The organism is Methylobacterium sp. Leaf87, from assembly GCF_001422775.1.
GTDB lineage: Bacteria > Pseudomonadota > Alphaproteobacteria > Rhizobiales > Beijerinckiaceae > Methylobacterium.
Genome location: NZ_LMMI01000061.1, coordinates 124836 through 149391, shown reverse-complemented (window position 1 = coordinate 149391; position 24556 = coordinate 124836). Strand labels below are relative to the sequence as shown.

The 24556-nt window shown below is 66.5% G+C and carries 21 protein-coding genes and 1 tRNA gene; 13 read left to right on the top strand and 9 right to left on the bottom strand.

Features of this window, described 5'->3' with window-relative positions; genetic code table 11:
- Positions 1–3: 3 nt before the first annotated feature.
- The 3 genes from ASF22_RS22465 (at position 4) to ASF22_RS23540 (ending at position 5872) form a co-directional block, all read left to right on the top strand.
- On the top strand, positions 4–2004 hold the full coding sequence (locus ASF22_RS22465; protein ID WP_056268503.1) for a matrixin family metalloprotease: 2001 nt from the start codon (positions 4–6) through the stop codon (positions 2002–2004).
- 308 nt (positions 2005–2312) lie between these two features.
- Positions 2313–4487, top strand: coding sequence for a glycosyltransferase 61 family protein (locus tag ASF22_RS23545; RefSeq protein ID WP_162239597.1), 2175 nt, complete (start codon positions 2313–2315; stop codon positions 4485–4487).
- Positions 4488–4570: 83 nt separating this feature from the next.
- The gene (locus tag ASF22_RS23540) at positions 4571–5872 is read left to right on the top strand and encodes a class I SAM-dependent methyltransferase (RefSeq protein WP_156647888.1); all 1302 of its coding nucleotides are present in this window, start codon (positions 4571–4573) and stop codon (positions 5870–5872) included.
- Positions 5873–6149: 277 nt separating this feature from the next.
- Here the strand turns inward: ASF22_RS23540 and ASF22_RS22460 are convergent.
- Positions 6150–6225 (bottom strand) — tRNA-Thr (locus ASF22_RS22460).
- A 221-nt stretch (positions 6226–6446) separates the two neighbouring features.
- On the opposite strand from ASF22_RS22460, the gene ASF22_RS22455 reads away from it, so the two are divergent.
- From ASF22_RS22455 to ASF22_RS22445, 3 genes are read left to right on the top strand one after another with little or no spacing between them, the layout of a single operon-like run.
- The gene (locus ASF22_RS22455; protein WP_056268501.1) at positions 6447–6914 is read left to right on the top strand and encodes a TerB family tellurite resistance protein; all 468 of its coding nucleotides are present in this window, start codon (positions 6447–6449) and stop codon (positions 6912–6914) included.
- 14 nt (positions 6915–6928) lie between these two features.
- Positions 6929–7324: a CidA/LrgA family protein gene (locus ASF22_RS22450; protein WP_056268499.1), complete on the top strand. Its 396-nt coding sequence runs from the start codon at positions 6929–6931 to the stop codon at positions 7322–7324.
- Complete coding sequence (locus ASF22_RS22445; RefSeq protein ID WP_056268496.1) at positions 7321–8037, top strand: LrgB family protein; 717 nt, start codon at positions 7321–7323, stop codon at positions 8035–8037. Before ASF22_RS22450 ends, ASF22_RS22445 begins: the two co-directional genes overlap by 4 nt.
- Positions 8038–8044: 7 nt before the next feature.
- Here the strand turns inward: ASF22_RS22445 and ASF22_RS22440 are convergent, their stop codons facing one another.
- Entirely contained in the window at positions 8045–10147 is a 2103-nt protein-coding gene (locus ASF22_RS22440) for an ABC transporter ATP-binding protein/permease (RefSeq protein WP_056268619.1), read from the bottom strand.
- A gap of 133 nt (positions 10148–10280) precedes the next feature.
- Positions 10281–10619, bottom strand: coding sequence for a hypothetical protein (locus tag ASF22_RS22435; RefSeq protein WP_056174442.1), 339 nt, complete (start codon positions 10617–10619; stop codon positions 10281–10283).
- A gap of 132 nt (positions 10620–10751) precedes the next feature.
- Between ASF22_RS22435 and ASF22_RS22430 the strand changes: the two genes are divergently transcribed.
- Positions 10752–11384, top strand: a complete 633-nt coding sequence (locus tag ASF22_RS22430) for a 2OG-Fe(II) oxygenase (protein ID WP_056174444.1) — start codon at positions 10752–10754, stop codon at positions 11382–11384.
- A 263-nt stretch (positions 11385–11647) separates the two neighbouring features.
- Here the strand turns inward: ASF22_RS22430 and groL are convergent, their stop codons facing one another.
- Positions 11648–13303: a chaperonin GroEL gene (groL, locus tag ASF22_RS22425; RefSeq protein ID WP_056174446.1), complete on the bottom strand. Its 1656-nt coding sequence runs from the start codon at positions 13301–13303 to the stop codon at positions 11648–11650.
- A gap of 99 nt (positions 13304–13402) precedes the next feature.
- Positions 13403–13690, bottom strand: coding sequence for a co-chaperone GroES (gene groES, locus ASF22_RS22420; RefSeq protein ID WP_056094907.1), 288 nt, complete (start codon positions 13688–13690; stop codon positions 13403–13405).
- A gap of 213 nt (positions 13691–13903) precedes the next feature.
- Between groES and ASF22_RS22415 the strand changes: the two genes are divergently transcribed.
- The 4 genes from ASF22_RS22415 to ASF22_RS22400 all read left to right on the top strand — a co-directional run bounded on the left by ASF22_RS22415 (position 13904) and on the right by ASF22_RS22400 (position 19319).
- Entirely contained in the window at positions 13904–14914 is a 1011-nt protein-coding gene (locus ASF22_RS22415) for a magnesium transporter CorA family protein (RefSeq protein ID WP_056174448.1), read from the top strand.
- A gap of 103 nt (positions 14915–15017) precedes the next feature.
- The gene (locus ASF22_RS22410) at positions 15018–16508 is read left to right on the top strand and encodes a polysaccharide biosynthesis C-terminal domain-containing protein (RefSeq protein WP_056268494.1); all 1491 of its coding nucleotides are present in this window, start codon (positions 15018–15020) and stop codon (positions 16506–16508) included.
- A 59-nt stretch (positions 16509–16567) separates the two neighbouring features.
- Complete coding sequence (locus ASF22_RS22405; protein ID WP_056268491.1) at positions 16568–17770, top strand: FAD-binding protein; 1203 nt, start codon at positions 16568–16570, stop codon at positions 17768–17770.
- A gap of 193 nt (positions 17771–17963) precedes the next feature.
- Positions 17964–19319 carry a heterodisulfide reductase-related iron-sulfur binding cluster gene (locus ASF22_RS22400; RefSeq protein ID WP_056268490.1) on the top strand — a complete coding sequence of 452 codons (1356 nt, stop codon included), beginning with the start codon at positions 17964–17966 and terminating at the stop codon, positions 19317–19319.
- A gap of 9 nt (positions 19320–19328) precedes the next feature.
- On the opposite strand, the gene ASF22_RS22395 is transcribed toward ASF22_RS22400, so the two are convergent.
- Positions 19329–20297: an MBL fold metallo-hydrolase gene (locus ASF22_RS22395; protein WP_082483968.1), complete on the bottom strand. Its 969-nt coding sequence runs from the start codon at positions 20295–20297 to the stop codon at positions 19329–19331.
- Between the two features lie 91 nt (positions 20298–20388).
- Here ASF22_RS22395 and ASF22_RS22390 point away from each other — a divergent pair, with 91 nt between their 5' ends.
- Positions 20389–21147 carry an AraC family transcriptional regulator gene (locus ASF22_RS22390; RefSeq protein WP_056268487.1) on the top strand — a complete coding sequence of 253 codons (759 nt, stop codon included), beginning with the start codon at positions 20389–20391 and terminating at the stop codon, positions 21145–21147.
- A gap of 5 nt (positions 21148–21152) precedes the next feature.
- On the opposite strand, the gene ASF22_RS22385 is transcribed toward ASF22_RS22390, so the two are convergent.
- The 3 genes from ASF22_RS22385 to fumC are packed head-to-tail and all read right to left on the bottom strand — an operon-like array spanning position 21153 to position 23018.
- Positions 21153–21377, bottom strand: coding sequence for a ribbon-helix-helix domain-containing protein (locus ASF22_RS22385; protein WP_056174456.1), 225 nt, complete (start codon positions 21375–21377; stop codon positions 21153–21155).
- Between the two features lie 13 nt (positions 21378–21390).
- The gene (locus ASF22_RS22380; RefSeq protein ID WP_056174459.1) at positions 21391–21579 is read right to left on the bottom strand and encodes a DUF4169 family protein; all 189 of its coding nucleotides are present in this window, start codon (positions 21577–21579) and stop codon (positions 21391–21393) included.
- Positions 21580–21590: 11 nt separating this feature from the next.
- Positions 21591–23018 (bottom strand): class II fumarate hydratase, encoded by a 1428-nt coding sequence (fumC, locus tag ASF22_RS22375; RefSeq protein ID WP_056174461.1) that lies wholly within the window; start codon positions 23016–23018, stop codon positions 21591–21593.
- Positions 23019–23157: 139 nt separating this feature from the next.
- Here fumC and ASF22_RS22370 point away from each other — a divergent pair, with 139 nt between their 5' ends.
- The gene (locus tag ASF22_RS22370) at positions 23158–24555 is read left to right on the top strand and encodes a cytochrome P450 (RefSeq protein ID WP_056268486.1); all 1398 of its coding nucleotides are present in this window, start codon (positions 23158–23160) and stop codon (positions 24553–24555) included.
- The last annotated feature ends 1 nt before the right edge of the window (position 24556 follow it).

Here is a 24556-nt window from a genome sequence, read left to right as displayed (position 1 = left end):
GAGATGTCGAACTATGTGCTCGAAGGGCCGAAATTCGGCTCGCCCACCCTCGGGACGACGGGCGGGACGGTGACCTGGGCGGTGGATGCCACCGTGCCCGCCGCCTTCGTCGAGACGCTGACCCGGGCCTTCGCGGACTGGTCGGCCTACGCCAACATCCGGTTCACCCAAGTCGCCTCCGTGGCGAGCGCCACCATCGACGTCGGCTTTGCCGCCATCGACGGTCTGTCCAACGTTCTCGGCGACGCGAACTACAGCTTTCGCGGGCCCCAGATGCTCTCGGCCGCGATCCGCTTCGACAGCGGCGAGGGGTGGCACGCCAGCGGAAGCGGCGTCGTCAGTCAGAGCAACGTGAGCTTCTTCGTCGTCGCGGTCCACGAGATCGGCCACGCCATCGGGCTCGGCCACTCCGACGCGACGCCGTCGATCATGAACACCTACGTGAACCGCACGGTCGCCGACCTGCAGGCCTCCGACATCGAAGGCATTCGGGCACTCTACGGCCCGGCGGGCCGGGTCTTCGACGGGACCGCCTCCATGACGGTTGCCCGCGACGAGCCCGTCACCCTGGCGGTGAGCCCCGGAACCTTCGTCGCCGCCACGGAGGCGGGTGGCTCGGTGACCCTGACCTTCGCGGAGGGCCGAACCCTCACGGTGGGCGGCACGAGCCTCGTCCCGGCGGGCTTGGCCGGCCTCGCCTTCGCCGACGGCGACGTGCGCGTCGGCGGCGATGGGGTCGCGGTGAGCAGCGGCAAGGCGAATGCCCTGATCCTCGGTGGCGCCGGCGGCGGATCGATCAGCAACGTCGTCGATCCGGCCCTGGCGCCCGGCACGCACATCCTCTTCGGCGGCTTCGGCTTTGCCGACCCAAACGACGGGGCCGACACCATCACGTTCGGCGGCAAGGGCTCTTGGGGGGTCTTCGGAAATGCCGGGGCCGACAGCCTGCAGCAGGGCTCGGCCGCCTTCGATGCGCAGAGCTACGTCTCGGTCTTCGGCGGGCGCGACGACGACACCCTCCGCGTCGCCGACACCCGCAACCTCGACGCCAAGATGGCGATCTACGGCGGGGAGGGCACCGACACGATCCGGGTCTTCAACACCGGGGCCGACGCCGCCACCGCCATCTTCGGCGGGCAGGGCGCGGCCGACCCCACGGACGCGGCCGACACCATCGCGTTCGCGGGCGGCGGCCGCGTCACGATCTTCGGCAATGGCGGCGACGATTCCATCACCGTCGGGACGGGCGCCGACCTCGACACCACCACCGTGGCGGCGGTCTACGGCGGCGCCGGAACCGACACCCTCGTGTACGATGCCGGCCAGACCCGGACCGTGGCCTCCCTGTTCGGCGGTGAGGGCGGCGACGGGATCCGGGTTCACAACACCGGCACCACGGTGATCTACGGCGACACCGCCGCCGCCGACCCGGCCGGCGGCAACGACACCATCGCGTTCACGGGTTCGGGCGCCGTGACGGTCTACGCCACCGGCGGCGACGACACCGTGGCGGTTTCGGTGGAGCGCGCCGACGCGGCCAACGCCTTCGCCATCCATGGCGGCTCCGGCAACGACAGCCTCAGCCTCGCGGCCGCCGCGCCCGGCAGCCTCGCGCAGGGGAGCTTCACCCTCGCGACGGGGACGGGCTCCGACACGGTCACGCTGCGGATGGACACCGCTACGCCCACGCCCGTGACGATCACCGACTTCACCCTCGGCCAGGACCGTCTCGTCCTCACGACCACCGGCGCGAGCGGCTCCCTAGCCCTGGCGACGGGAACCCCAGGCACCCTCCAGGCCGCCCTCGACCTTGCCGCCACGGCTGCCTCAGCCAATGGTACCCGCCCAAACGGCACGGGCGCCGTGGTCTTTGCAGGCGACGCGTACGTCGTGCATAACGTAGCAGGGGATACGAGCTATACCGTAGCTACAGATGGAGTGATCCGGCTCGTTGGTGTGATCGATCTATCGGGATTGGCCAACGCAATGAGCGCTGAAGCTTGAAACGCCGCAAAAATGTGACGTATAATTTTTACCGATTTTTTATCGATCTTGACAATATCCGACGAATAGCTTGAACGTGTGATTATTTAAACTAAAAATACCTTTAGAAACCAATGATTTTGACAGTTACGTGCAATGAATTCAGCTGCATCACTATCACAATATTGTTTCGATAAGGCGCTGGCACGCATCGAAGAATGAGCGGCCGTGGAGAGGACGCCGCCGTGACGTGGCGGCTTTATTTCCAAATCGAGGCCGAACCGCTAAGTTCGCCTGGTATCCGATCTCAACACGAGCGGCCCAGAGTGATGACGAAGCCAGAACGTTACGGTGCGATCGAGACGGTACGCCGAAACGAACAGTCGTCCGAGAAGCATCGCGCCGTCAAGGTTGAGCTTCGACCGCCCGCACCAACCAAGCCGGCGGATTTTCATCGACTGGTCGGTGGTCCCGACCGGGAAGGCATGTTCGGGGGCTTCGCTGCGATGGCCCCGACCATCGGCTCTGTCGGCATTTATCTCATGAGCGACTGTGAGGTGAGAGGACTTGGGTTCGCTTACCTGGATGGTCGTCTTGTTGACGAGCCCGACCTGATTCCGGCATACGTTCGCCATGACGTGGATCGTGGGCAGCAACCGCAACTCGACGCCAACCTTTCCAAAAGAAAAATCGAAGGCCTCTCTGTCGCTTTCGTATCCAATGCCTACCAAATTTACGGACATTGGCTGCTTGATATACTTCCTCGACTTTGGATTGCCGTAGAAATCTACGGCGTGAATAAGTCGGCCAATTTCATTATACCAAACGGAACCCCGAAATTTGCTGCCGAGATCATGCGGGATTATTTTGAAATTCCGACAGTAGTCAATTTTGATCTTGACCGGGAAAATTTACTGCTTGAGAACGTAGTAATTCCGTCTCTGCCTCATAACGATCACTTCTTTCATTCAATCATGAATGAATTTGTGGATTGGCTGCTCGCACATCCTAAAGTGATTGCGGCAACGCAGAACCGGACAAACTCGCTTGAACTGGTCTACGTCACCCGAAAGAAGTTCCGTGGGGTGAGTACGAGCTACGCGCGGTCAATCGCAAACGAAGAACAAGTCCTCGAACTGGTCGAAGCAATGGGCTTCACCGTGTTAAGCCCTGAAGAATTGGCATGGCACGATCAAATCTCGATCTTCTCGCGGGCTCGGGTAATCGCCGGCGAAGATGGCTCCGGGCTACACAACGCGATATTCAGTTCTGCCGAGACTGCGGTGGTCTGCCTAAACCCCGTGAACCAAGTACAAGTGTCCATCGCAGCACTGAGAGGTCAGAATATTACCGTTCTTTGCTCATCCAATGCAGGAGGACCCGAAACGGGGCGCGAAATCGATCTTGATCGCCTACATCGTGCGCTTCAAATTGCGAAGAATTCGGCCGGTCTTCCGAGTCAACCGGAGCAGCTAGCGCGGGAGGATGTCGCTCCCACGGCGTTTCATTCCATGATGGCTAGCTCGGAACTCAACAAAAGACAGAACCGATTCAATCCGACGCAGAGATTATCGAATTCACGCCACGCCGTCTTATTGTCGTCATACGTTCCAGAGACAGACGTTGGCTTAGCTATTGGAGATTACTACATTGATCTTTTGTGGCGAAATTTTGCCGATTGCAAGGTCTACGTGGGCATAAATACTGGCTCATGCGAACGCTGGCGGCTGATGCTCGCACAATCTGGGCTTGACATCGTTGTATGCGAGGTCTCTGAGAAGCTCGCCGTAAATTCAGATGTCGCCGGTTTCCAAGCAATATTACGAACCCTACGAGCGACGCGTGCCAATCACGAATACTACTGGTTTGGTCATACAAAGGGGGCATCGCATCAACGTTTTGAGGACGCCGAAGCGCTCCGCGCCGTCATCGAGCAAGATTTCTGGTCGCGCAGAAACGAGGTAGAAACCCGATGTGAGCCTACACGCCATGGCTCTTTTCCCGCCCTCCCAATGCCGGCAGCCGGCCCCAACGCTGCTGTTGTCGCTTACCTCAAAAGCATTTTTCCGAGCCGTTACCAGCCGATCGGATACGTTGCGACTTATACCTTCTTCGGCCTCACCGGCATCGCCCTGAGAAACTTTCTCGGGAGCGCTGACAGCCGCTTTTTCGAGAACAATCTTCTCGATGGAACCGGAGTATCACGCTACTTCTTCGAGGGCGGCTTTTCTTGGATCGCCGACATGGCTGGCTTCGAACCCCTGCTTCTTCATAAAAATATCGATTCCTCTAGCGGCAACTCGCGGCTTAATGGCCCCTGCTCTCCGAATGAGTTCTCGGAAAACCAGCATCGAGTTGCTCAGATGATCGAAACTTGGCGATCAGATCGAGACAACTATGATTTCCAAGGCTGGCCTGTTTGGGTAGGCGATCGAATTCAATTGGGTGACAAGACTTACGAGGCTGAAACTTTTTTCCGGGGATATTCACAATACTCAAAATAGAACTTGAAAGCTCTCAAAGTGTCTATCCGGGACCATTTTACAGCCTGACATAGCTTTCGGACCATGAGGCGGACGGAGGCCTAGTGCAGGAAGGCGCGGGCCTTTCGACAACCTTCAAAGGGCATTCTACGAGTGATGGCGCACCAGTAGCCAAGACACTGATGGGGCGGTACAGTTCCTTCGCGCTACTGTTGCGTCGGCCTCAACCCTGGATCAAAAGATTAGATATGATAAATTCTGCACTCTGGGCCGAACTTTCGGCAATCACTCTGCCTTCGATGCGTCCATACGTGACAAGTGCATGGCATGGGCACCTTACCTTTGCTCATTGGTTGGTTCGGGCCACTAATCCGGCCGTGATTGTCGAGCTCGGCACGCACAACGGGCTTTCGTACAGCGCTTTTTGTAAGGCCATCTCTAAGTTCAGTTCAGGCGCAAGGTGCTATGCAATCGACACTTGGGAGGGCGATGTGCATGCCGGCGCATATTCTAATGCCGTCTACGAGGACCTTTCGCAGTTCACGGAAGAAAATTTTGCGAATATTGGCGTTATGATCCGCTCGTACTTCGACGATGCGCTCAATGAATTTAAGGACGGCTCAGTCGATATTCTTCATATCGATGGGCTTCATACATACGAAGCTGTTCGGCACGATTTCGAGACTTGGAAGCCGAAGCTATCAGATCGCGCGGTAGTCCTTTTCCACGATACAGAGGTTCGTGGAGGAAACTTCGGCGTATGGAAATTCTGGGAAGAGATTTCACCGCAGTATCCAAATTTTAATTTTCTGCATTCTGCAGGTCTAGGCGTTCTTGCGGTCGGCCCAATCCAGCCGCAGTCTGTTCTAGAATTCTGCTCTTCGAGCACCCAAGAGACTAAAATAGTTCGAGATTTATTTGAGGGAGCCTCCCATGCGGCTCGCATATTTGGACAACACTTGCTCTCTACAGAGTCGGGCGGTCTCATTCCCTCATCAAGCGAGAATTTTGCGCGAAACAGGCCGGTGATGCAGAGCAGCCGCCTCTACGAGGGCTCACTTAGGCGGAGCCCAACGGATGGCATCAAGGACGGAACATATGGATTCCATACGATCCAAGAAAATCAGCCGTGGGTCATCATCGATCTCCAGCAGATAAGAAATGTAGCGAAGATCGCCATCTACAATCGTCTCTCCGACGCTTGCGCCGAGCGTGCACGAAATATCTGTGCTTCCGTATCCATTGATGGGATGGACTGGACAAACATCTACAAGCATGATGGCAGCTTGTTCGGCGGCATAGATGGCAGGCCTTTACTGATATCCGTCGGGCGAGAGGCTCGCTTCGTCCGAATTTGGCTCGCCGATGCGAACTTTCTTCATTTGGATCAGATCGAGGTCTACTGATCTCCGTGCTCCGGCCGGCAACCTCCATGGTTCGCCGGCCCCTGGAAAGGACTCTTTTCGACTAGCGGTCGTTTTCACGCCAATGGTGAAAGAAAAGAAGGGATCCTCCTCAGAGAATACACCCGTGCTATTCGTAGCTCCGGTTACTGCTTCTTTGCCCCCCAGCAGCTTCCAACTTAAAAATTTGGCCTTAAAGTCAAGTCGGAGTGCATAGGCACCTTTCTAAACTCATCGGCGAGCCGGCGTTTCCCGGCGGTCTCAACAGTCGGGGGACCAGTGGTGCCGCAAGAGGGATTCGAACCCCCGACCCCCTCATTACGAATGAGGTGCTCTACCAGCTGAGCTATTGCGGCACGAGGCGGTGCGGACCTGAGGGCCGGCGCGGCGTCGTTGAGAGGGGTCATATCCGGCCGGTCCCGGATTGGCAAGACGCTCCGTCTCGCATGGCGCACGCCGCCGCGACGCGATGCAGGGGGGCCACGGTGGGGCGGCATCGTCGTCCGGGGGGAGCGGCGTTGCTTGACGGGGGCGGAGGCGACCTCGAAGGGTGGCGCATCGTGTCCGAAGGATCGTCATGTCGCTCATCGCCCGCCTGCGTGCCTATGCCGCCGACGCCTTCGGGCTCGGGCAGCCCGCCGATGCCGCGGAAGGGGCCGACGAGCGCCTCGCGGCCATCGCCCTCCTCGTCCACGTCGCGCGCGCCGACGGGATCCTGGCCCCGGAGGAAACCGAGCGCCTCGCGCGTCTCGTCGAGGGGCGCTTCGCGCAGACGCGGGCCGAGGCACAAGCCCTGATCGCGCGGGCGGCCGCCTTCGACGCCCAGACCCGGGACATGGCGGCCCTGGTGGAGATGATCGGCCACGAGGCCGGTCGGGAACAGAAGGCGCGCCTCCTCGCCATGGCGTGGTCGGTGGCCGGGGCGGATGGCGACGTCCACGAGTTCGAGGAGGCCCTGGTCTGGCGTCTCGGCGGGCTCCTCGGGATCGACGAGGCCGGCATCGTCCTCGCCCGCGCCGGCGATCCCCTGGCGACCGTTCCGTAGCACCGGGTCCGCCCATGATCATCGGTCTGACGCTGATCCTCGCGGCGCAGCTTCTCGGCGAGGCCCTTGCCCGCGCCTCCGGAATCCCGGTGCCGGGGCCGGTGATCGGGATGGCGCTGCTCCTGGTGTTCCTCGTGGTGCGCGACCGCTACGCCCGTGCCGCCGCCCGCATCCTGCCGCCGCCCCTCGTGAACGGGCAACTCGAGGGGGCCGGGCGCGGCCTTCTCGCTAACCTCTCCCTCATGTTCGTGCCGGCGGGTGCCGGCATCGTCGGGCGGCTCGATGTGCTCGCGGTGCACGGGGCGGCGCTCGCCGTCATCGTGGTGGTCTCGACCGTGACGACGCTCGCGGCGACGGCCCTCACCTTCGTCGCCGTGTCGCGCTGGCTGCGCGCGGGCGAGGGGGCATGACCGGCGATTTCGCCGTCTGGGTCTACCTGTCGCGCACCCCGCTCCTGTGGCTCACCGTGACCCTGGTCGCCTACGCGGTCGCCGACCGGATCGCCACGGCGACGAACCGCCACCCGCTGGCGAACCCGGTGCTCGTGGCCATCGCGATCACGGCCGCGGTGCTGGAGGTGACGCGCACGCCCTACGCGACGTACTTCGAGGGCGCGCAGTTCGTGCATTTCCTGCTCGGGCCGGCCACCGTCGCACTGGCGTTCCCGCTCTACGAGTACCGCGCCACGGTCCTGCGGGCGCTCGCGCCGATGCTGGCCGCCCTCGTCGTCGGCTCCGTGGTCGCCCTGTCGTCGGCCCTCACCCTTGGGCATCTGCTCGGGGTGCCGCGCGACGTCATCGTGTCCCTGGCGCCGAAATCCGTGACCACCGGCGTCGCCATGGGTATCGCCCAGACCCTCGGCGGCGACCCGACGCTCGCCGCCGTCATCGTCATGCTCACCGGCATGACGGGGGGCATCCTGGTCACGCCCCTCATGAACATCCTGCGCATCCGCGACATGCGGGCGCGGGGCTTCGCCGCCGGCCTCGCCGCCCACGGCGTCGGCACGGCCCGCGCTTTCCAGGTCGATGTGGTTGCGGGCGCCTTCGCGGGCATCGCGCTTGGGCTCAACGCCTTCCTCACGGCGATGCTCGCGCCCATCGCCGTGAGTTTCCTGCGGTAGGTTCGACTTACCCGGCCGCCACGGGCGTCGGTACGAAGCGTCCGTCGGGGCCGGGCTTCATGTCGATGCGCCGGTCGTGCAGGACGTGCAGGGTCGAGCGGTGGCCAATCGAGACGATGGTGGTTTCCGGCAGGCGCTCGCGCAGCATGCGGTACAGGGCGGCCTCGCTCGGCTCGTCGAGGGCGGCGGTGGATTCGTCGAGGAACAGCCACTGGGGTTTCGCCAGCACCGCGCGGGCGATGGCCAGGCGCTGCTGCTCGCCGCCCGAAAGGCGCTGATCCCAGGCATCGACCTCGTCGAGGCGGTCGGCCAGCTGCGGCAGCTGCGCCGCCACCAGGGCCTCGCGGATCGCCTCGTCCGAGAACTGGTCGGTGGTGGCCGGATAGACCACTGCGCCCCGCAGGGTACCGAGCGGAATGTAGGGCCGCTGCGGCAGCACCAGGGCCGACTGACCCGGCGGCACCGCGATGCGCCCCTTGCCGAACGGCCAGATGCCGGCGATGGCCCGGAACAGGGTGGACTTGCCGGAGCCCGACGGGCCGGTGACCAGAGTGGCGCCGCCGCGCGTGAGGGTGAACCGGTCGGCACTGACGATCTCGCGGCCGTCCGGCAGGGCGAGGGTGATGTTCTCGGCGGTGACGTCGCGGCCCGGCGCATCGGACTGGGCGAGGCCGTAGCCGGCGCCCGCCATGGCCTCGGCCTTGGTCATCGCCCGCTTGAACGACGACAGGCGGTTGGTGTTGGCCTTGTAGGCCGCGATGGTGGTGTAGGCGCTGATGAAGAACGACAGCGACGACTGCACGTTGCTGAAGGCGTTCACGGTCTGCTGCAGGGCGCCGAAGCTGAGCTTCTTCGCGAAGTACGAGGGTGCGGCGATGACGAGCGGCACCATGGTGCTCGCCTGGGAATAGCCGAACGAGAAGGCGATGAGCTTGATGCGCCGGAAGATGATCTGCACATAGTTCGCGATGATCTCGTCGAACAGCGACCGGAGGCGCACGGTCTCGGCACGCTCGCCGCGCAGGAGCGCGATCTGCTCGCCGTAGATGCGGCTGCGGGCGAGCGAGAACCGGAAATCCGCCTCCACCCGCTCCTGGCGGAAATCGAGGCCGATGAGCGGGCGGCCGATGAGGTGGGCGAGCCAGGTGCCGACGACCGCGTAGGTGATCACGGCCCAGACGAGGAAGCCCGGCACCACCGTGTCGGTGAACGGCAGCACGAAATCCCGCGACAGGGTCCACAGGATGACCATGAACGAGACGAGCTGGGCCGCCTGCGACAGCAGCCGGATCGACAGGCTCGCCGTCTGCGAGATGAAGGCGTTGACGTCGGCCTGGATGCGCTGATCCGGGTTGTCGGCGTGCTCGTCCGTGAAGGGAATGCGGTAATGCGTGCCGTCCCCGAGCCAGCGCTGGTAGAAGCTCCGGGTCAGCCACGTGCGCCAGCGGATGTGCAGGGACTGGTCGACGAACAGGTCGAACATGCCGATGCAGACGTTGAGGATCGCGAGGGGCACGAAGACCCAAAGGATCTGGTACCAGAATACATCGAGATTGTATTCCTGGATCGCGTTGTAGAGATCGCGGTACCAGAAGTTGAACCGTAAGGTCAGGGCGACATCGGCGAAGCTGACGAAGATCGACAGCGCGACGAGGCGCTGACCGATCTTGCCCTCCGTCCGGCCGAACCAGCGGAACAGGCCGATCTCGCGGGTCGGCTCGTCACGGTTCGCGAAGTAGGGATCGGCGATGAGGGTGATCGCCCGAATCGGCTTCAGGTGCGAAATGCCGAGCACGATGGCGGCGAACACCACGGCACCCGTGGCGGCGAAGGCCGGCGGCAGCAGGGCGGCGAGCGTCGGGGGCAGCGCGCCCAAGGCCGCCAGCAGCTTGGCCCCGGAGAACAGGAGATAGCCGACGCCGTAGACCGAGATGAAGATCTTCAGGTAGGCCGAGATCTTGCCGGAGGCGAGCAGGATGCCCGCCATGGCGAGCCCGCTCAGGGACACGTAGAGGGGCGGTGCGGCCTCGCCGGGAAATGCCAGCAGGACGAGGGCGAACAGCGCCGTCACGGCGGCTTGCAGGCCGAGGCCCGTCCTCAATACGGCCACGTGCGTCTTCTCCCCGTGCTGATCGTCGAGGCACCGCTTCCGCGGCATGCCGGAGCCCGGGAGTGACGGCGGGTCGTGGCGAGATCGTGGCCGGACGGGTGCCTGAGCGGACGAAAATCCTGGCCCGCGTGTTCTACTGCCAATCCCAGTCGCCGTAGCCCGGCTCGCGGCAGCGATAGCCGATGGGGCATTCCGGGTTGTCGCGGGTCGGCACGAAACGCAGGTCGGCGATCTCCGAGAGCTCGCAGAAGCTGCGGTCGCGCACGAAGCGCTGGAAGGTCTGGTTGCCGGTGTCGAGGAGGATCGCCCCCTGGCGCTTCACCAGCGCCATGGCGTCGGCGCAGGCCATGCGGGCGGTCGTCCCGGTGGTCTGGGCGCTCGCCGGCGTCGCCAGGACGACGCAGAGGGCGAGGGCGAAACATCTCGTCACGATGGCGGGGCGCCGTTCCGGTGATTTGCTGAGCCCAAGCATGGCAGTTTCCGCCGGGCGCGAAAAGGGCCGCGCCCCGCCTTGCCGTCCGGTTGCCGCAATCGGGCGCTCTATCCACCGCTGTTGCGCCGGAGCGCGCGCCGATCATCGGACGGAACGGGTACAGAGGCAGCCATGTCGGGACTTTCGATCCTCAACCTCGAAGCCGTGCGCGCCGCGCCCGTGTCGCGCGAGCCCTACACGTTCTTCCTCGGCAACGACGTCCTCGACCGCGCGGCCATCGACGAAATCCGGCAGGACTTCCCGGCGATTGCCAAGCCGGGTTACCTCACCGTGGACGAGGTGGCGCTCAAGGGCCGGTTCAAGGCGCTCATCGACGAATTGGAGAGCGACGAGTTCTCCCGCATCATGGGCGAGAAGTTCGGCATCGACCTCGTCTCGTGCCCGCGCCTCACCACCATCATGAAGAAGAGCCAGCCGAAATACGGATCGATCCACACCGACGGGCCGTCGAAGGTGATGACGATGCTGATCTACATGAACGATGCCTGGGACGCGCCCGCCGCCGGGCGCCTGCGGGTGCTCTACGACGGCCGGAACTACGAACCCTTCGCCGTCGAGGTGCCGCCCACCATGGGCACGATGTTCGCCTTCCTCCGGTCCGACAATTCCTGGCACGGCCACGAGCCGTTCGAGGGCGAACGCCGGGTGGTACAAGTCGCCTGGGTCAAGGACGCGGCCGAACTCGAGCGCAAGAAGAAGCGCAACCGGACGGCGCAGTTCCTGAAGGGCATCTTCGGGCGCTGAAACCCGGGCGGCCGGACACCGGTCGCATCGGACATCGTCTTCCTGGCTCGGACCGCTTCAGGGCGATCCGGGCCATTTTCATGGGTAGGGGGGGATCGGCGATACGACAGCCGACGTCGCCCCGCGATCACCATGCTCCCAGCGTGGGGGCGGAGTGGCGACGCCCGAGACTGCCAAGGGTGTGTCCCACGCTCTCGGCCACGAAAAAGGGGCCGCCTCTCGGCGACCCCCTCTATCAAGTTCGGCTCAAAAGGCTCGGACTTTTAGAAGTCCATGCCGCCCATGCCGCCGCCCATGCCGCCGCCGCCCGGCATACCGCCGCCGGCGCTGTCCTTCTTCGGAGCATCGGCGATCATGGCTTCCGTGGTCACCAGCAGGCCGGCGATGGAGGAGGCATCCTGCAGGGCGGTCCGCACGACCTTGGCCGGGTCGACGATGCCGGCCTGGATCATGTCCACGTACTCTTCGGTCTGGGCGTTGAAGCCGTAGGTGATCGAAGAGGTGTTGTCGGTGATCTTGCCGACTACGATGGAGCCTTCGACGCCGGAGTTGGCGGCGATCTGACGGATCGGCGCCTCGAGGGCCTTCAGCACGATCTTGATGCCGGCCTGGACGTCCGGGTTGTCGCTCTTGAGGGCGCGGACGGCCTCGCGGGCGCGGAGGAGGGCGGTGCCGCCGCCGGGGACGATGCCCTCTTCCACCGCAGCGCGGGTGGCGTTGAGCGCGTCGTCGACGCGGTCCTTCTTCTCCTTGACCTCGACCTCGGTCGCGCCGCCGACGCGGATGACCGCGACGCCGCCGGCGAGCTTGGCCAGACGCTCCTGGAGCTTCTCACGGTCGTAGTCCGAGGTGGTCTCCTCGATCTGCGCCTTGATCTGGGCGACGCGGGCCTCGATGTCCGACTTCTCGCCGAGACCGTCGATGATCGTGGTGGTCTCCTTCTCGATGCGGATGCGCTTGGCGCGGCCGAGCATCGGCAGGGTGACGTTCTCGAGCTTGATGCCGAGGTCCTCGGCGATCATCTGACCCTGGGTCAGGATCGCGATGTCCTCGAGCATGGCCTTGCGGCGATCGCCGAAGCCCGGAGCCTTGACGGCCGCGACCTTGAGGCCGCCGCGCAGCTTGTTCACCACGAGGGTGGCGAGCGCCTCGCCCTCGATGTCCTCGGCGATGATGACGAGGGGCTTGCCCGTCTGCACCACGGCCTCGAGCACCGGCAGCATCGCCTGGAGCGACGAGAGCTTCTTCTCGTGGATGAGGATGTAGGGGTCCTCGAGCTCGGCGACCATCTTCTCCGCGTTGGTGATGAAGTACGGGGAGAGGTAGCCGCGGTCGAACTGCATGCCCTCGACGACGTCGAGCTCGGTCTCGGCGGTCTTGGCCTCCTCGACGGTGATGACACCCTCGTTGCCGACCTTCTGCATGGCATGGGCGATCATCTCGCCGATTTCCTTGTCGCCATTGGCCGAGATGGTGCCGACCTGGGCGACTTCCTCGGACGAGGCGACCTTCTTGGCGCGGCTCGTGATGTCCTCGACGGCGGCCTTCGTCGCGAGGTCGATGCCGCGCTTGAGGTCCATCGGGTTCATGCCGGCGGCGACGTACTTGGCGCCTTCCCGGACGATGGCCTGGGCCAGGACGGTGGCGGTGGTGGTGCCGTCGCCCGCGATGTCGTTGGTCTTCGAGGCCACTTCGCGCACCATCTGGGCGCCCATGTTCTCGAACTTGTCGGAAAGCTCGATCTCCTTGGCGACGGTGACGCCGTCCTTGGTGATGCGCGGCGCGCCGAAGCTCTTCTCGATGACGACGTTACGACCCTTGGGGCCGAGGGTCACCTTCACTGCGTCGGCCAGGATATCGACGCCGCGCAGCATCTTCTCGCGGGCGTCGGAGCCGAAACGGACTTCTTTCGCTGCCATGTTCAAATCCTCATGCGGTGGGAAGCCCCGAGGCGCTCAGAGTTGAAGCGCGCTCAAAGGGCTCGGGTAGGGAGACGAAGGAAGAGGGCAGATCGCCGTTCAGGCGACGACGCCCATGATGTCGGATTCCTTCATGATCAGGAGATCCTGACCGTCGATCTTGACCTCGGTGCCGGACCACTTGCCGAACAGCACGCGATCGCCGGCCTTGACGTCGAGGGGATTGATGCGGCCGGCCTCGTCGCGGGCGCCGGGGCCGACGGCGACGATCTCGCCCTCTTGCGGCTTCTCCTTGGCGGTGTCGGGGATGATGATGCCCCCCTTGGTCTTCTCTTCGCCTTCGATACGGCGAACGACGACACGGTCGTGCAGCGGACGGAACTTCATGAGCTGCCCTCTTGCTCTAAATTCATGGATGGCGTTGATGCGGCGCGGCAGCGCGCTCAACCCAGGCCGTTAGCACTCTCGATCGGTGAGTGCCAACGATGCCGCGGAGGTAGGCGCATGCCTTGCGTGAGTCAAGACTGTCGCAGGTCGGCACGACGGTTGCGCGACGGCAATTCTCTCTCGATCCGCTCCGCCACGGACCAATCATCCCCGATGATCAGCCTTCATGGACCACAGGGTGCGGTCGGGTCCCCCGCCACCGACGGCGCCGGACCGATGCCTGCCGCCACGGTGTGGATCGACCTCGACGACCCGAGTGCCGAGGAGGCGCAGCGCATCGAGGACGCGACGGGCATCCGCGTCCCATCGCGAAAAGCCCTCAGCGAGGTGGAGAATTCGAGCCGGCTGCGGCGTCTCAAGAACGGCTTCTCGCTGTCGACGCCGATGATCACCTTCGACAAGGTCGATTCGTTGTTGAAGCCCCTGGGGTTCGTCCTGACCAAGGACCACCTCGTCACCGTGCGGTTCCACGATCTGCGCGCGTTCGCGGAGGTGAAGAAGCGCATCGCCGAGGGCGACGGCCCGTCCACCACGAGCACGGAGATTTTCCTCCTGCTCATGGAGGAGTTGGTCGACAGCCTCGCCGATTCCCTGGAGGACATGGGCGCCGATCTCGATGCCCTCTCGACCCGGATCTTCGACTTCGACGTGCGGGGCGGCGCGCCCGCCAGCGACGACAAGCTCAAGACCCAGACGCCGCGACGGCGCGATCTGGCGCTCCGCCGGATCCTGCGCGGCATCGGCCGGCGCGGCAAGGCGCTCGGCAAGATCCGGTCCAGCCTGCTGGGTCTCGAACGCATCGTCCCCTTCGTCGCCAACGAGTGCGAGCATCTGCTCGGCGCCGAGCAGGTACCGCGCTTCGAGGCCGTGCGACGGGACATCGCCTCCCTCGACGAGTTCGAGATCCGTCAATCGGAGAACGTCCAGTTCCTCCTCGACGCCACCCTCGGCCTCATCAACATGGAGCAGAACAACACCTTCCGGGTGCTGACCGTGGTCTCGGTCGTGGGCATTCCGCCGACCCTCGTGACCTCACTCTACGGCATGAATTTCAAGCACATGCCCGAACTCGATTGGGCCTACGGCTATCCCTACGGCCTCGCCCTCGTGGTTCTCAGCGCCCTCGTGCCGATCGTGTTCTTCCGCATGCGGGGGTGGTTCTGAGGATCGTCACGCCGGGCGGTTGACGGATTCTTTGCGCACCTCCGCTTAGGGTCCAGCCAAAGGCGCGAGCGCCCCGCTCGGCGCAAGGCTGCCCGTTCCCGCCATGGCCGTGATCTGCGCCTTCGTCCTCAACGCCGGGCTGAACTTCGTGCTCGGCCTGCTCATCGCGAAGCTGCTGGGCCCGGCGGATTTCGGTCTGTTCGCGCTGGCCACCGCCGGCGCCATCGTGGCCAACACGGTGCTGTTCGAGTGGCTGCGCCTGTCGGCGACGCGATTCTACTCGGCCCGCGTCCGCGATCAGGAGCCGTGGATCCGCCAGGGTCTCGACCGGGCCTACGCCGTACTCGGCGCCGGGCTCCTCGCCGCCGCCCTGGTCTGCGCCGGATTCGGCATGGAGGCGGGGCCCGAGAGCCGCGCGGCCATCACGGCGGGCGCGGGCGTGGCCGCCTTCGGGATCGGAGTGTTCGACTACCACGCGGCGCTCGCCCGCGCCCGCTTCGACGGTGGCCTCTATTTCCGGCTGGTGGCGATCAAAAACGCCTTGGCCTTCGTGCTCATGGCCGGCACGGCGTGGCTCCTGCCCCAGCCGGCCTGGGTGCTCGCCGCGGCGGGCCTGAGCCAGTTCCTCGCCGCCGCGATCCTATGGCGGCCCATGCGCGATCCCGTGAGCCCGCGCCTGCGCGTGCGCCTCGCCGAGACCTGGCGGCTGTTCCTCGCCTACGGCCTGCCCTTGATCGCCGCCAACGCCATCTATCAGCTGCTGCCGTTCCTCAATCGCGGCACCATCGCGGCCCAGGCCGGGCTGGCCGAGGCCGGCTACTTCGCCCTCGCGGCCGACGTCACCACGCGCAGCATCGGCACGCTGGGCACCGCCCTCGACCTCCTGCTGTTCCAGCTCGCCGTGCGCGTCGAGGAGGAGGAGGGCCGCGCGGCCGCCGAGGCCCAGGTCGGGCGCAATGTCGGCGTGGTGGTCGCCCTGCTGCTGCCCTGCGCCGTCGGGTTCTGGGCGATCCTTCCCGCCCTCCAGGCCCTGGTGGTGCCGGAGGCCTATCGCGGCCCATTCGCGAGCTATGCCGGGCTGATGATCCCGGGCTTCTTCTGCCTCGCCATGATGAACTTCGCCCTCAATCCGATCTTCCAGATCCGCCGCAGGACCCTGCCGGTGATCGCCGCCGCCCTGGTGGGCCTCGCCGTCGACGCCCTCGGCCTGTGGCTGCTGCCGCCGCTCATGGGACCGGAAGGCATCGCGGCGGCGCAGACGGCGGGTCTCGCCGCCGCCACCGGGTTCCTGGCGCTCCGGGCGCTCACGGGGCCGCAGCGCCTGCGCCTGCCGTGGCGCGATCTCCTGATGGCCGGTATCGCCTGTGCGGCCATGGCCCTGTGCCTCGTACCCCTGCGCCATCTCGAGCCCGTGCGGGCCCTCGCGGTCAGCCTGACCCTCGGCTTCCTCATCATGGGAGGGTTCACCTGGGTCCTGGACATCGCCGGCCTGCGCACCCTCATCGCAGCCCGCCTGGCGGCGCGGCGCGCAAGGCCGTCGAAGGCGGGGACCGGACGCACCGGACCGGATGCAATCGCGAACGATTATCATTAGGATCGGACCACAAAACACGAAGACGGACCGGGCACGCCGCCCGGCCAGGGCGGGAAACGATGCGGTCATACGAGCCTCACGACGCGGATGCGGCGGCGGACATCGTCCGCGCGGCCGCCGACCGGGCGGAGCGCCTGCGCCTCGTCGGCGGCGGCACCAAGGCGGGGATCGGCCGCCCGGCCGGGAATCCCGCATCCGAGGACGAGGCGACGCTGTCCACCGCCGGATTGTCGGGCATCACCCTCTACGAACCGGCCGAGATGGTGGTCTCGGCGCTCGCCGGCACACCGCTCGCCGAGGTGCAGGCCCTGCTCGCCGGGCGCGGCCAGATGCTGCCCTTCGAGCCCATGGACCATCGCGGCCTGATGGGGACGCACGGCACGCCGACCTTCGGCGCGGTGGCCTCCACGAACAATTCCGGCCCCCGCCGGATCAATGCCGGGGCGGCCCGCGACAGCCTCATCGGCGTGCGCTTCGTCAACGGACGCGGCGAACAGATCAAATCCGGCGGTCGGGTGATGAAGAACGTCACCGGCCTCGATCTCGTGAAGCTCATGGCCGGCGCCTGGGGCACCCTCGGGCTGCTCACGGAGGTGACCTTCAAGGTGCTGCCGGTGCAGGAGCGAGTGTCGACCCTGGTGTTCTCAGGCCTCGACGATGACCGGGCCGTCGCCGCCCTCTCGGCCGCCCTCGGCTCGCCTTTCGAGCTCACCGGCGCCGCCCACCTGCCGGCCGGGATCGGCGGCCCCGAAGCCCGCACCGCCATGCGGGTCGAGGGGTTTTCGGATTCGGTCGCCTATCGGCTCGGTGAACTGACGAAGCTACTCAAGCGCTTCGGTGCGCCCGAGATCGTCGAGGGCGACACCGGCACCGCCCTGTGGACAGGCATCCGCGACGCCGCCCCCCTGGCCGAGTCGGCGGATGCCGCCATCTGGCGTCTCTCCACGGCTGCGACCCACGGCCCCGCCCTGGCAGCCGCCATCGCGGCGGAGCGCGACGCGCGGTGGTTCTACGATTGGGGCGGCGGCCTAATCTGGCTCGCGACCGCGGCCGAGGGCGATGCCGGGGCCGCGACCGTGCGGGCGGCGGTGAAGGCGCAGGGCGGCCACGCCACCCTGGTACGCGCGCCCGACGCCGTGCGCGCCGCCGTGCCGGTGTTCGAGCCCCTGTCCGAGCCGCTGATGCGGATCACGGCGGGTCTCAAGGCGGCGCACGACCCAATGAGCGTGTTCAATCCGGGCCGGATGTACGCGGGGATCTGACGTCGCCGCGACATTCTTACCCGCAGGCATCGGCCTTGGGTTCCGACTATCAAGAACCCGCCTGCCAGTGTTTGGAGCAGTTCCAAAGGCTCGGCAGACCCTCCGTTCCGCTCTAAGGTACGGGCGAAGACGACGGGGCCGCCATGCCGATGGTGTGAAGCGGCACCGCGATGGGTGGATTCAGGAACACGCCGTGCAGACCAGTTTCAGCCTGACGCAGCTCGCCGATCCCGCCATGGCGGCCTCGGAAAAGATCCTGCGGACCTGCGTCCATTGCGGTTTCTGCACCGCTACCTGCCCGACGTACCTGCTGCTGGGCGACGAACTCGACAGCCCGCGTGGCCGCATCTACCTCATCAAGGACATGCTGGAGGGCAACAAGCCCGCCGTGCCCGAGGTGGTCAAGCACATCGACCGCTGCCTGTCGTGCCTGTCCTGCATGACGACATGCCCCTCGGGCGTGCACTACATGCACCTCGTCGATCACGCCCGCGCGCATATCGAGGAAACCTATACGCGGCCCTTCGGGGACCGGGCGCTCCGGGCGGTGCTGGCCTTCGTGCTGCCCTATCCCAACCGTTTCCGACTGGCTTTGCTCGGCGCCAAGCTCGGGAGCCCGTTCCGCCCCCTGGTGGCGCGGGTGCCCGGCCTCGGCAACCGGCTCGCCGCCATGCTGGATCTCGCCCCGGCCGAATTGCCGAACCGCAACCGCACCGACCGACCCGGCACCTTTCCGGCCGAGACCCGTGCGCTGGAGGCCAGCGCCGCCCTTCAGGGCACCACGGCCCCGGCCCGCACGGGCCGCGTCGCGCTGCTGCGCGGCTGCGCCCAGAGCGTCCTGCGGCCTGACTTCAACGAGGCGGCGATCCGGCTGCTGACCCGCCACGGCGTCGAGGTGGTGCAGGCCAGGGGGGAGGGCTGCTGCGGCGCGCTCACCCACCACATGGGCAAGGCGGACGCGTCCCATGCCCAGGCGAAACGCACCATCGACGCCTGGATCGCCGAGATGGACGGCGAAGGCCTCGACGCCATCGTGGTCACGGCGTCGGGCTGCGGCACCACCATCAAAGATTACGGCTTCATGTTCCGCGACGACCCGGCCTATGCCGAGAAGGCCGCGCGGGTTTCGGGGATCGCCAAGGACGTGACCGAGTACATGGCCGGTCTCGGCCTGATGCCGACGCTCATCGAGAGCGACCTCGTGGTCGCCTACCACTCCGCCTGCTCGATGCAGCACGGCCAGGGCATCCGCACGGAGCCGAAGAACCTCCTGAAGCGTGCGGGCTTCGCCGTGAAGGACGTGCCCGAGGGGCATATCTGCTGCGGCTCGGCCGGCACCTACAACATCCTCCAGCCCGCGATCGCCGGCCGCCTCCGGGACCGCAAGGTCGCCAACATCGAGCGGATGCGCCCCGACGTCATCGCCACGGGCAACATCGGCTGTGCGACGCAGATCGGGAAGGGCACCGCCATCCCCATCGTCCACACGGTGGAGTTGCTCGACTGGGCCACGGGGGGCCCGAAGCCGGCGGCGCTGGCGTCGGCCTGACGCCCCGGCTCACGGATCGAGTTGGTCGGTGAGGGGGATCCAGCGATAGCCGCTCCCCTGCCGCACCACGTAGCCGAGCGACGGGAAGGCGGCGTGATAGGCCGACACGAGGATCCCGTCCGTGGCGGCCATGTCGTAGATGTGCCGGCGCGTGGCGGCCCCTTGCGCCTTGTCCATGTCGAAGACGGCGTGCCACTCCGGGTGGGCCAGGGACGCGACCTCGTGGTGGGCGCAATCCCCCCAGACCAGCATGCGCTGGCCGGCGCTCTCCAGATGGAAGGCGAGATGTCCCGGTGTATGCCCGAAGGCCGCGAGGGCGGTGATCCCAGGCGCCACCGCATCGCCGGGTTTCACGAAGCGGGTGCGGTCGGCGAGGGGAAGCAGGTGGCTGCGAAACACCCGGGCCGATCGGGCCTCGTTGCTCTCCATCGGCGCCGATAGGCGCGACCCGTCGCGCCAGAACGAATCTTCGGTGACACCGACCACGTAGCGCGCCCGCGTGAAGACCGGTCGCCCGTCCTCCATGAGGCCACCGATGTGGTCGGTGTGGCAGTGGGTCAGCACGACGACGTCGATGGTGTCCGGTGCGAGGCCGGCGCGGGCCAGAAGGTGGGCGAGTTGCCCGCCGGCGGGCCTGGGCACGAACCCGACCGCGCCATTGCCGGTATCGAAAAGGATGGTTTCACGGCCGGTCTGCACCAGGGTGGGGGTGAAGCCGGGCTTGAACCGGTTCGGACGCAGGCGATTCTCCCGCATCAGGGCTTCGACCGCGGCTTGCGGGCGATCCTCCCCGACGATGGGCCAGGGGCCGTCGATCGTCGCGCTCGCATCGAGCAGTGTCGTCACCGTGAAATGCCCGAGCCGGATCCGGTGAATCACGGACTGGGCATCCTCCGGGCAAACCTGCGCTGTGGCGGAGCCGGGCAGCGCCAACGCGAGGGTGGCGGCCGCGAGACTGCGGCGGGTGAGATCGGTCATGATGGGCATTCCCCCGCCGGGCCCAATGCGCCAGGATGTTCCCGGGTCGCCGGCTGCAGGGCAGGGCTAGCATCGTGACGGAGGGCGGCGCTTGAACGAACCTGCTACGCTCGGCCCGCTCTGGCACGTGGAGGGCCCGCAGACGTTCTTCGCCGGGCCGCTCGCCTACAATGCCAGCCACCAGCACGGCGCGCCGGTCTATCTCGCGGGGCTCTACGGTCGCTTCCGGATCCGCTTCCCGGACACGGACTGGATCACCTGCCGAACCGCCTTCGTGCCGGCCGGCCTGGCGCACGAACTCGATTGCGGCGGCGACCCCCTGGCGATGCTCTACCTCGAACCCGAGGTGTCGCCGCAGGCCCTGACGGGTCTAATGCGGGGCGCATGCTCCATCGTGGGCGCTCGCGTCGGGGCAGGCGGCGAGATCAACGCCCTGCGGGCCCTCTACGAGGATCGCGAAGCCTGCGCCTGGGCCGGCGCGGCGCTGGCCGATCTCGCACGGTTCTCCCTCCGGCGTGCCGACGAGACGCTGGACCGCCGCATCGCCGCAATCGTCTCGCGCCTCGGGACCCACCCGCATCCCGAGCTGTCGGCCGGCACGCTGGCGTGCTCCGTGGGCCTGTCCTCGTCGCGGCTGCAGCACCTGTTCACCCAAGAGATCGGCGTGCCGTTCCGGCGCTACCGCGCCTGGCTCCGCATGCGGCGGGCCATCGCCACCATCGTGGCGGGTGCGAACTTCACGGGCGCCGCCCACGCGGCGGGCTTCGCCGATCAGGCCCACTTCGCCAATGCCTTTCGCCGAACGTTCGGGGCGCCGGCCTCGCGCAGCCTCCTGGGCGTTCGCCGCTGAGCGGCTCAGGTGGGCGCGGACGGACGCAATGCCGCCAGCACGAACACCCGGATCGCGGACGACAGGTTCTGCCCGTCCCGGCCCGCATCGATGTCACCGATCAGCGCCTGCACCGACTTGCCACGCGCTTCTGCGATCTCCCGTAGGGCGTCCCAGAACGGGTCCTCCAGGGACACGCTGGTGCGGTGCCCGGCGATCATCACCGAGCGCTTGGTGATGCCGCCGGTCACGGGTTGCGCCCCTTCACTCCGAGTCCGGCCCCATGAGCTTGTGGCCCTCGTGGCGCGAGACCTCGATGGCCTTCTTGGCGTCCGCCAGGGTCCTGGCCTTCTTCGGGCGGCCGAAGGCGATGCGGTTGTCCGCCGCCTTCGCCTCCTTCTCGGACCGCGCCTTCGCCTTGCGGGCGTCGCGCAGGTTGATGATCTCCGCCATGCGCGTCCCCGTCAGTCGGCGCTGGGCGCCAGCATGGTCTCCGGGCGCACCACGCGCTCGAACTCCTCTTGCGTGACGTAGCCGAGTCGCAGGGCCTCCACCTTCAGGGTGGTGCCGTTCTTGTGCGCGGTCTTCGCGATCTCGGCGGCCTTGTCGTAGCCGATGGAGGGGGCGAGCGCCGTCACCAGCATCAGCGACCGGCTCATGAGGTCGGCGATGCGGTCCTCGTTGGCCTTGATGCCCACCACGCAATTGTCGGCGAAGCTCACGGCCGCGTCGGCGAGGAGCCGGACCGATTGCAGCACCGCGTTGGCGATGACGGGCTTGAACACGTTCAACTCGAAATGGCCCTGGCTGCCGGCGAAGCTCACGGTGGTGCCGTTGCCGATCACCTGGGCGCAGACCATGGTCAGCGCCTCGCACTGGGTCGGATTGACCTTGCCAGGCATGATCGAGGAGCCGGGCTCGTTCTCGGGCAGCGACAGCTCACCGAGGCCGGAGCGCGGTCCGGACGCCAGCAGGCGGATGTCCTGCGCGATCTTGAACAGGCCGGCGGCGAGCGCCGACAGCGCCCCTTGGGTGAACACCAGGGCGTCGTGGGTGGCCAACGCCTCGAACTTGTTCTCGGCCGAGGTGAACGGCAGGCCCGTCAGCTCGGCGACCTTGGCGGCGAACTTCTCCGCGAAATCCGGGTGCGCGTTGAGGCCGGTGCCGACCGCGGTGCCGCCCTGGGCCAGGGCCAGCACGCCCGGTACGGTCGCCTGGACGCGGGCGCTGCCCAAAGCCACCTGCGCGACGTACCCCGAAAATTCCTGACCGAGGGACACCGGCGTCGCGTCCTGCAGGTGGGTGCGGCCGATCTTGACGATGTCGGCGAAGGCCGTCGCCTTGGCGTCGAGGGCGTCGTGCAGGTGCTTCAGGGCCGGCATCAGCCGGTCGTTGATCTCGCGCGACACCGCGATGTGCATGGCGGTGGGGAACACGTCGTTGGACGACTGGCCCCGGTTGCAATGGTCGTTGGGGTGCACCGGCGACTTGCCGCCGCGCTTAGCCCCCAGCAACTCGTTGGCGAGGCTGGCGATCACCTCGTTGGCATTCATGTTGGACTGGGTGCCGGACCCCGTCTGCCACACCACCAGGGGGAATTCCTGGTCGTGCTCGCCCGCGACGACCTCGGCGGCCGACGCCGCGATGGCCTGGGCGACCTTCGGGTCGAGGCCGCCGAGATCCTGGTTCACCAGGGCGGCGGCCTGCTTGACGAGGCCGAGCGCGTGGACGAGGGGCGCCGGCATCCGCTCGGTGCCGATCTTGAAGTTCTGGATCGAGCGCTGGGTCTGAGCCCCCCAGTAGCGATGCGCCGGAACCTCGATGGGGCCGAACGTGTCGGATTCCGTGCGGGTGGCGGGGGTCTCTTCGCTGTGCGTCTCGGTCGGCGACATCGTGGCCTCTTCGTGTGGCTGCGGCGCACCCTACTTAGACCGGGCGGGTCGAAACCGCGATGGTGCCGCGTGACGGTGCCGTGGATGTCTCAACGCTTTTCGAGCGACCGGCCCCAGACCGAGGATCGATGACACGCCGATGATGGATGCCGCCGCCCCGTGCCCGCCCGACGCCCCCGCGCGCTTCCGCCCGACCGTGCCGCGCCCCCTGCGCCGGCCCATGGGCCTCCTCGCCTTCCTGAAGGCGGCGCGGGCCAACCCGATCACCACCTGGCTCGACGACCATTTCGAGAAGCCCGTGATGGCCGGCGAGGGCGCCATGGGCCGCGTCACCGTGGTGAGCGACCCCGCGTTGATCCGCTATCTCTACGTCGAGAACGCCGCCAACTACCGCAAGGACGACCTGCAGCGCCGGGTGCTGGCGCCGGGCCTCGGCAACGGCCTGCTGACGGCGGAGGACGAGGAGTGGAAGCTTCAGCGCCGCACCCTGGCGCCGATCTTCTCCGCCCGCCACGTGCTGGGCTTCGCCGAACCCATGAACGCGGCCGGCGCTCGCATCGCCCGGCGGCTCGCGCGCCGGGACGGGACCACCATCGACGCCGCCCTGGAGATGACCCGCGTCACCCTCGACGTGCTTGAGCGGACGATCTTCACCCAAGGCCTCGCGAGCGACCCGGATGCGTTGGGCCGGGCGATAACGCGGTTTCTCGAAGCCGTCGGGCCCATCGATCCCCTCGACGTGTTCGGGATCCCGAGCTTCGTGCCGCGCATCGGGCGCCTGAGGGCACGCCCCGCCGTGCGGTTCTTCGCCGAGGTGGTGGACGCGCTCATCGACAAGCGCCGCGCCCTCATCGCGGCCGATCGTGCGCCGGCGGACCTCCTGACCCTGCTGCTGAAGGCGCAGGACCCGGAGACCGGTAAGGGCCTGACGGACCTCGAAGTGAAGGCCAACATCGTCACGTTCATCGCGGCCGGCCACGAAACCACCGCCAATGCCCTGACCTGGGCCCTCTACTGCCTGTCACAGGACGACGGTGCGCGGGCGCGAATCGAGGCCGAGGTCGATGCCGTGCCGGCGGGCGAGGGGTTCGATGCCGAGGCGCTACCCTTCACCAAGGCCGTCATAGAGGAGACCATGCGGCTGTTCCCGCCGGTGCCGTTCCTCAGCCGCCAGGCCATCGCGGAGGATCGTATCGGCCGGGTGAAGATCCCCCGGGGCTCCCTCGTGATGGTGGCACCCTACGTGCTTCACCGTCACCGCACCTTGTGGGACGATCCCGCCGCGTTCGTGCCGGATCGGTTCCTTGGCGAGGCCCGCAAGGACATCCCGCGCTTCGCCTACCTGCCGTTCGGGGCCGGGCCGCGCGTGTGCATCGGCCAGAGCTTCTCCGTGCAGGAAGCGGTGATCGTCCTCGCCCACATCGTCCGGGCCGTGCGCCTGCGGATGGCGGCGGATCACCCGCCGGTCACGCCTCTGCATCGGGTCACCCTGCGGCCGGAGCATGGCCTTCGCATGGGCGTGGAACGGCGAGCCTGAA

Excerpts from the sequence above, each read along its gene's own strand:
- ASF22_RS22380 (WP_056174459.1), bottom strand. The coding sequence starts at position 21,579 with ATGGCGGAGATCATCAACCTGCGCGACGCCCGCAAGGCGAAGGCGCGG.
- ASF22_RS22430 (WP_056174444.1), top strand. The coding sequence starts at position 10,752 with ATGTCGGGACTTTCGATCCTCAACCTCGAAGCCGTGCGCGCCGCGCCC.
- ASF22_RS22465 (WP_056268503.1), top strand. The coding sequence starts at position 4 with ATGTCGAACTATGTGCTCGAAGGGCCGAAATTCGGCTCGCCCACCCTC.
- ASF22_RS22395 (WP_082483968.1), bottom strand. The coding sequence starts at position 20,297 with ATGACCGATCTCACCCGCCGCAGTCTCGCGGCCGCCACCCTCGCGTTG.
- groES (WP_056094907.1), bottom strand. The coding sequence starts at position 13,690 with ATGAAGTTCCGTCCGCTGCACGACCGTGTCGTCGTTCGCCGTATCGAA.
- ASF22_RS22405 (WP_056268491.1), top strand. The coding sequence starts at position 16,568 with ATGCGGTCATACGAGCCTCACGACGCGGATGCGGCGGCGGACATCGTC.
- ASF22_RS22450 (WP_056268499.1), top strand. The coding sequence starts at position 6,929 with ATGATCATCGGTCTGACGCTGATCCTCGCGGCGCAGCTTCTCGGCGAG.
- ASF22_RS22415 (WP_056174448.1), top strand. The coding sequence starts at position 13,904 with ATGATCAGCCTTCATGGACCACAGGGTGCGGTCGGGTCCCCCGCCACC.
- ASF22_RS22455 (WP_056268501.1), top strand. The coding sequence starts at position 6,447 with ATGTCGCTCATCGCCCGCCTGCGTGCCTATGCCGCCGACGCCTTCGGG.
- ASF22_RS22435 (WP_056174442.1), bottom strand. The coding sequence starts at position 10,619 with ATGCTTGGGCTCAGCAAATCACCGGAACGGCGCCCCGCCATCGTGACG.
- ASF22_RS22370 (WP_056268486.1), top strand. The coding sequence starts at position 23,158 with ATGATGGATGCCGCCGCCCCGTGCCCGCCCGACGCCCCCGCGCGCTTC.
- groL (WP_056174446.1), bottom strand. The coding sequence starts at position 13,303 with ATGGCAGCGAAAGAAGTCCGTTTCGGCTCCGACGCCCGCGAGAAGATG.
- ASF22_RS22445 (WP_056268496.1), top strand. The coding sequence starts at position 7,321 with ATGACCGGCGATTTCGCCGTCTGGGTCTACCTGTCGCGCACCCCGCTC.
- fumC (WP_056174461.1), bottom strand. The coding sequence starts at position 23,018 with ATGTCGCCGACCGAGACGCACAGCGAAGAGACCCCCGCCACCCGCACG.
- ASF22_RS22410 (WP_056268494.1), top strand. The coding sequence starts at position 15,018 with ATGGCCGTGATCTGCGCCTTCGTCCTCAACGCCGGGCTGAACTTCGTG.
- ASF22_RS23545 (WP_162239597.1), top strand. The coding sequence starts at position 2,313 with ATGACGAAGCCAGAACGTTACGGTGCGATCGAGACGGTACGCCGAAAC.